This is a genomic window from Kitasatospora sp. NPDC034533, assembly GCF_055575155.1.
In genome coordinates, this window is sequence record NZ_JBVITE010000137.1 from 1 (window position 1) to 5213 (window position 5213).

Here is a 5213-nt window from a genome sequence, read left to right on the forward strand (position 1 = left end):
CCGTCATCACCCTCGACGCCCGCCGCCGCGACAGCGCCAAGAGCGCCCTCATCACCCTCGTCGAACACGCCCTCCTCGCCCGACTGCGGTGAACGGGGGCGACCGCGCGGCCCTGACGGTCCGTCCCGCCACGGACCGTCGGGGCGGCGGGGCCGACGACCGTCCGGTGCCGCCGGGGGGCCGCGCGCAAGGCCCGTCTATAAGCAGCGGATAACAGTTCGGTAGGCATTTCGTGATCAACAGTGACTCACCGTGGCGAATCAGCGTCACTCAGCGCCAGGTGACCACGGTTTTGCTCCGCGATGTCAGTGAATGTCCCGATTGTGACGACGCGGGTACCGGACGGCGGCTGTTTGTCCCCCACCCCTGCACGTGCTGAAATTCCAGCTGACCCTGAATCTCTCCTGCCCCGGCCCGTCCGGCGGCCGGTCAGGGCCCGGGGGTAGCGCTGGATTGATCCATGGCCGGCAGTCGGCCGAGAGGTAGTTGTCGAGTGAGGCGTAAGCAGCAACCCGCCCCGCAGCGGCGCTCCGAGCCCCGCCAGAGCGAGCCGAACGGCGCCCCGGGGGGCCCGGCCGGATTCTCCGCGTTCACTCCCGCCGAGGAGCGCGGCCAGATCCCCGCCCCGGCCCCCGAGCCGGCGCCCGCCCCCGCGGCACCCCGCGGCACCGGCTCGTCCGGCGACGGCGGCGGCTCCACCCGGTACGACTTCCTCCGCCCGCGCAACTGGCGCGTGCCGGCCCGTCTGATCGCGATCCTGCTGATCCCCGTGGTCATCAGTCTCGTCTTCGGCGGTCTGCGGGTGAACACCTCGGTCGACGGCTACATCAAGGCCTCCCGCGCCGAGAAGACCGCGGAGCTGGCCAAGGCGGCGACCGAACTCGCCGAGGCCCTGGAGAACGAGCGCGACAAGACGCTCATACCCTTGCTCACCAAGCAGGACCCGAACAACGAGGTGACCAAGCGCCGCGGTGACACCGACGCCGCGCTGAAGGCCTACTACGCCGCCTACGCCGCCTCCGACAAGTCCGGCGAGCTCCCCCGGCGCCATCAGGCCTTCCAGACGCTGGTGGCCGACCTGCCGCACCTGCGGGCCAACGCGTACGGCTCCGAGCTGTTCGCCAGTGCCACCGCCAACGCCTACTCGGTGCTCCTCGACCCGCTGCTGGCCTTCGACAACTCCGTCGGCATGGGCTCCGCCAACGCCACCAGCAAGGGCCGCGCGATCTACGCGATCTCGCTGGCCAAGGCCGCCGCCTCGACCCAGCGCGCGCTGATGCTCAACCTGCTGGTCGGCATCAACCAGAACGCCACCACGCGCTACGAGAACCAGGACGTCATCCAGCAGATCCTGATCTCGGAGAAGCTGGAACAGGTCTCCATCAACGAGTTCCACACCGGTGCCGCCCCCGAGGACGGCGCCAAGTACGCCGCCGCGCAGATGGCCCTGACCACCGCCCAGGACCGTTCGGCGTACAAGATGCCCAACGGCACGGCGCCCACCATGCAGGGCCTGCTCCAGCTCGGCGCCAGCTACAGCCAGGCCGCTGCGGAGGGCCAGCAGAAGGGCAAGGCCGCCGCCGACGCCGCGTACGCGGAGGCGAAGAACGCCGGTCTGACCTCGGAGAACTGGAACCAGGCCGCCGACAGCCACATCCAGGCGCTGCGGAACACCGAGGTCACGCTGCTGGACGACGTCGTCACCGACGCGCGCAACCTCAAGGACAACGCGCTCTACGACGCCATCCTCAACACGGTCATCGTCGTCGCGGCGCTGATCCTGGCCGGCCTGCTCACCGGCTACGTGGCCCGCTCGATGATCCTCGGCATGCGCACCCTGCGCAACGCCGCCCTGGAGATCGCCGACCACCGCCTTCCGGACCTGGTCGAGAAGCTCTCCAAGACCGACCCCGACCGGGTCGACACCTCGGTCACCCCGATCCCGCTGCACGGCAAGGACGAGATCGGCGAGGTCGCCCGGGCGTTCGACCAGGTCCACCAGCAGGCCGTGGCGCTCGCCGCCGAGCAGGCCCTGCTGCGAGGGAACGTCAACGCGATCTTCACCAACCTGTCGCGCCGCAGCCAGAGCCTGATCCAGCGCCAGCTGGCGCTGATCACCGACCTGGAGAACAACGAGGCCGACCCGGACCAGCTGGAGAACCTCTTCAAGCTGGACCACCTCGCGACCCGCATGCGCCGCAACGGTGAGAACCTGCTCGTCCTCGCGGGCGAGGAGGCCGGCCGCCGCTGGAACACCCCGGTCCCGCTGGTCGACGTGCTCCGCGCCGCCGCCTCCGAGGTGGAGCAGTACGAGCGCGTCGAGCTCTCCGGCATCCCGGAGGTCGACGTCGTCGGCGCCGCCGTGACCGACCTCGTCCACCTGCTCGCCGAGCTGCTGGAGAACGCGACCTCGTTCTCCAGCCCGCAGACCCGGGTGCTGGTCAACGCGACCCGGCTGCCGGACGGCCGCGTCCTGGTCGAGATCCACGACAAGGGCATCGGCCTCACCGCCGAGGACTTCGCGGAGATCAACGAGAAGCTGGGCGAGCCGCCCACGGTGGACGCCACCATCTCCCGCCGCATGGGCCTGTTCGTGGTCGGCCGGCTGTCCCAGCGGCACGACATCCGCGTCCAGCTCCGCCCGTCCGGCGAGTCGGCCGGCACCACCTCGCTGGTCATGCTCCCGGCGTTCGTCACCCAGTCCGGCCAGGCGCCCGAGCCCGACGAGCAGTTCACCGTCTCCCGGATCTTCGCCGACCAGGAGCCGACCGCCGAGTGGGCGCCCGACAACCGCGCCCGCAGCGCGGCCGAGCTCGGCTTCGACGACCACCTCACCGGCTCCGGCAGCACGGGCTCCAGCGGGTTCAGCCCCGCCCTGGAGGCCGTCCAGCGCTCGCAGCGCCTCGACCAGGTCCGCCGCGCGGCCCTGGAGAGCGCCCCGCAGCCGCCGGTGGTCGACGCCGAGGCCGAGGAGGAGTACCAGCAGGGCTACGACCAGTACGCCCCGCAGGGCTACCAGGAGCAGGCCCCGGCCGACGGCGGGTACGCCGACGAGCAGTACGGCTACGACCAGGGCGGCTACCAGCAGGACGGGTACGGGCAGGACGAGTACGCCCAGGACGGCTACGACCAGTACGCCCCGCAGGGCTACCAGCAGCAGGACTACGCCGACGACCAGTACGGCTACCAGCAGGACGGCTACCGGCAGGACGAGTACGCCCAGGACGGCTACGACCAGTACGGCCGCCCCGCCGAGGAGTCCCCGGCCGGCCACCCGTACGCCCCGGAGCCGCCCGCGCTGCCCGCCGCCGAGCAGGCGCCCACCACCACCCTGCCGTCCGGGCTGCCCCAGCGCCGCCCCGGCGAGCAGCTGGCGGGCGGCGGCGCCGGCAGCGCTGCGACCGGCGCCAAGGCCTCCGGCGACACCCCGAACTGGTTCGCCGGCGCCAAGGACACCTCGGCACCCACCGAGCAGCGCGGCCACGACGTGTCCTCGCTCGGCGGATACGGCCCGACCGGCCCGACCGCCAGCACCGCCTGGCAGTCGCCGAACGACGGCGACTGGCAGCGGGCCGAGCAGCTGCGCGAGCCCTCCTCCGGCGGCACCACCGGTGCCGGTCTGCCGCGGCGCGTGCCCAAGCAGAACCTGGTGCCCGGCAACGCCAAGTCCACCCCGCAGGACGGGCCGCAGGTCTCCCGCAGCCCGGAGGAGGTCCGTGGCCGCCTGACCAACCTGCGCCGCGGTGTGGAGCAGGGCCGCAGTGCCGGTAACACCGGAAGCTTCCGGATCGACCCCGATCAGGCAGACCAGTCCGGCAACGGACAGAACCGGAGCACCGATCTCTTCGGCGGCTCGAACCACCAGGAGCGTTGAGTTGAACCAGATGAGCCAGGCCGCACAGAACCTCAACTGGCTGATCACCAACTTCGTGGACAACACCCCCGGGGTGTCCCACACCGTGGTGGTCTCCGCGGACGGCCTCCTGCTGTGCATGTCCGAGGGCTTCCCCCGGGACCGCGCCGACCAGCTCGCCGCCGTCGCCTCCGGCCTCACCTCCCTCACCTCCGGCGCGAGCCGGATCTTCGAGGGCGGCGAGGTCAACCAGACCGTGGTCGAGATGGAGCGGGGCTTCCTGTTCCTGATGGCCATCAGCGACGGTTCCGCGCTCGCCGTGCTGGCCGCCCCGGACTCCGACATCGGCCTCGTCGGCTACGAGATGGCCCTGCTGGTCGACCGCGCCGGCGCCGTCCTCACCCCCGCACTCCGCGCGGAACTCCAGGGCAGTCTCCTGCACTGACGGTCCGTCGGATACCGTCCAGGTATTCGAAGTACCTCCGCGTCCCTCCCGGGCCCGCTTCGGCGGGCTCGGGTTCGGACGTTGTACGGCCTTCGCACCACCGGCTCCGGACCTGCGCCGAAGCTCGCACCGCACCGCCGCACCCTGTGAGGAGAGGAACCGTGACACCGCCCGACGACCGCAGCGGCCAGTACGGTCTTCCGTACCCTGGCACAGGCCATGACGCCTTCGGAGCACCCGGCGTCGGCCACGGTCAGCAGTACGGCCGGCACCAGTACGGGCAGCAGCCCCAGCAGCCGTACTCCCGGACCGAAGAGCAGTACGGCCAGTACGACCGGTTCGCCCGGCAGCCCTCGTACGGCGCCCCGGCGCCCGGCTACCCGAACCCGGCGCCCGAACCGGCCCCCGGCTACCAGCCGGCCCAGGAGCCCGGCCACGTCGAGGAGTTCGAGGACGAACCCGACTCCGGCCCGCTGATCCGCCCGTTCGCGATGACCGGCGGCCGGACCCGCCCGCGCTACGAACTCGCGCTGGAGGCGCTGGTCTCCGCCGACGTCGACCCGCAGCGCCTGGCCACCCTGCTCCCCGAGCACCAGCGGATCTGCACGCTGTGCACGGAGGTCAAATCCGTCGCGGAGGTGTCGGCGCTGCTCTCCCTCCCCCTGGGAGTGGCCCGCATCCTCGTGGCCGACCTGGCCGAGGCCGGCCTCGTCGCCATCCACCAGCCCGCTTCCGGCGGCGAATCCGGAAACCAGCCCGACGTCACGCTGCTCGAAAGGGTCCTCAGTGGACTTCGCAAGCTCTAACGCCGCCGCCCCCGCCCGCGCCACCACCTCCGCGAAGATCGTCGTCGCGGGCGGCTTCGGCGTCGGCAAGACCACGCTCGTCGGCGCCGTCTCCGAGATCAACCCCCTG

3 protein-coding genes and 2 pseudogenes are annotated in these 5213 nt (G+C 71.7%); all 5 read left to right on the top strand.

The annotated features are described in order from the left end of the window. Window positions 1-92 (top strand): annotated as a pseudogene (locus tag ACZ55U_RS38725) (ATP-binding protein); the annotation flags it as partial. 401 nt (window positions 93-493) lie between these two features. Beyond that, window positions 494-3874: a sensor histidine kinase gene (locus tag ACZ55U_RS38730; RefSeq protein ID WP_465534282.1), complete on the top strand. Its 3381-nt coding sequence runs from the start codon at window positions 494-496 to the stop codon at window positions 3872-3874. A gap of 10 nt (window positions 3875-3884) precedes the next feature. After that, on the top strand, window positions 3885-4298 hold the full coding sequence (locus ACZ55U_RS38735; protein WP_030291361.1) for a roadblock/LC7 domain-containing protein: 414 nt from the start codon (window positions 3885-3887) through the stop codon (window positions 4296-4298). A gap of 161 nt (window positions 4299-4459) precedes the next feature. Beyond that, window positions 4460-5104, top strand: coding sequence for a DUF742 domain-containing protein (locus tag ACZ55U_RS38740; protein WP_465534284.1), 645 nt, complete (start codon window positions 4460-4462; stop codon window positions 5102-5104). Beyond that, window positions 5085-5213: pseudogene (locus ACZ55U_RS38745) on the top strand (ATP-binding protein); the annotation flags it as partial. The gene ACZ55U_RS38740 and the pseudogene ACZ55U_RS38745, both read left to right, overlap by 20 nt.

Excerpts from the sequence above, each read along its gene's own strand:
- ACZ55U_RS38735 (WP_030291361.1), top strand. The coding sequence starts at position 3,885 with ATGAGCCAGGCCGCACAGAACCTCAACTGGCTGATCACCAACTTCGTG.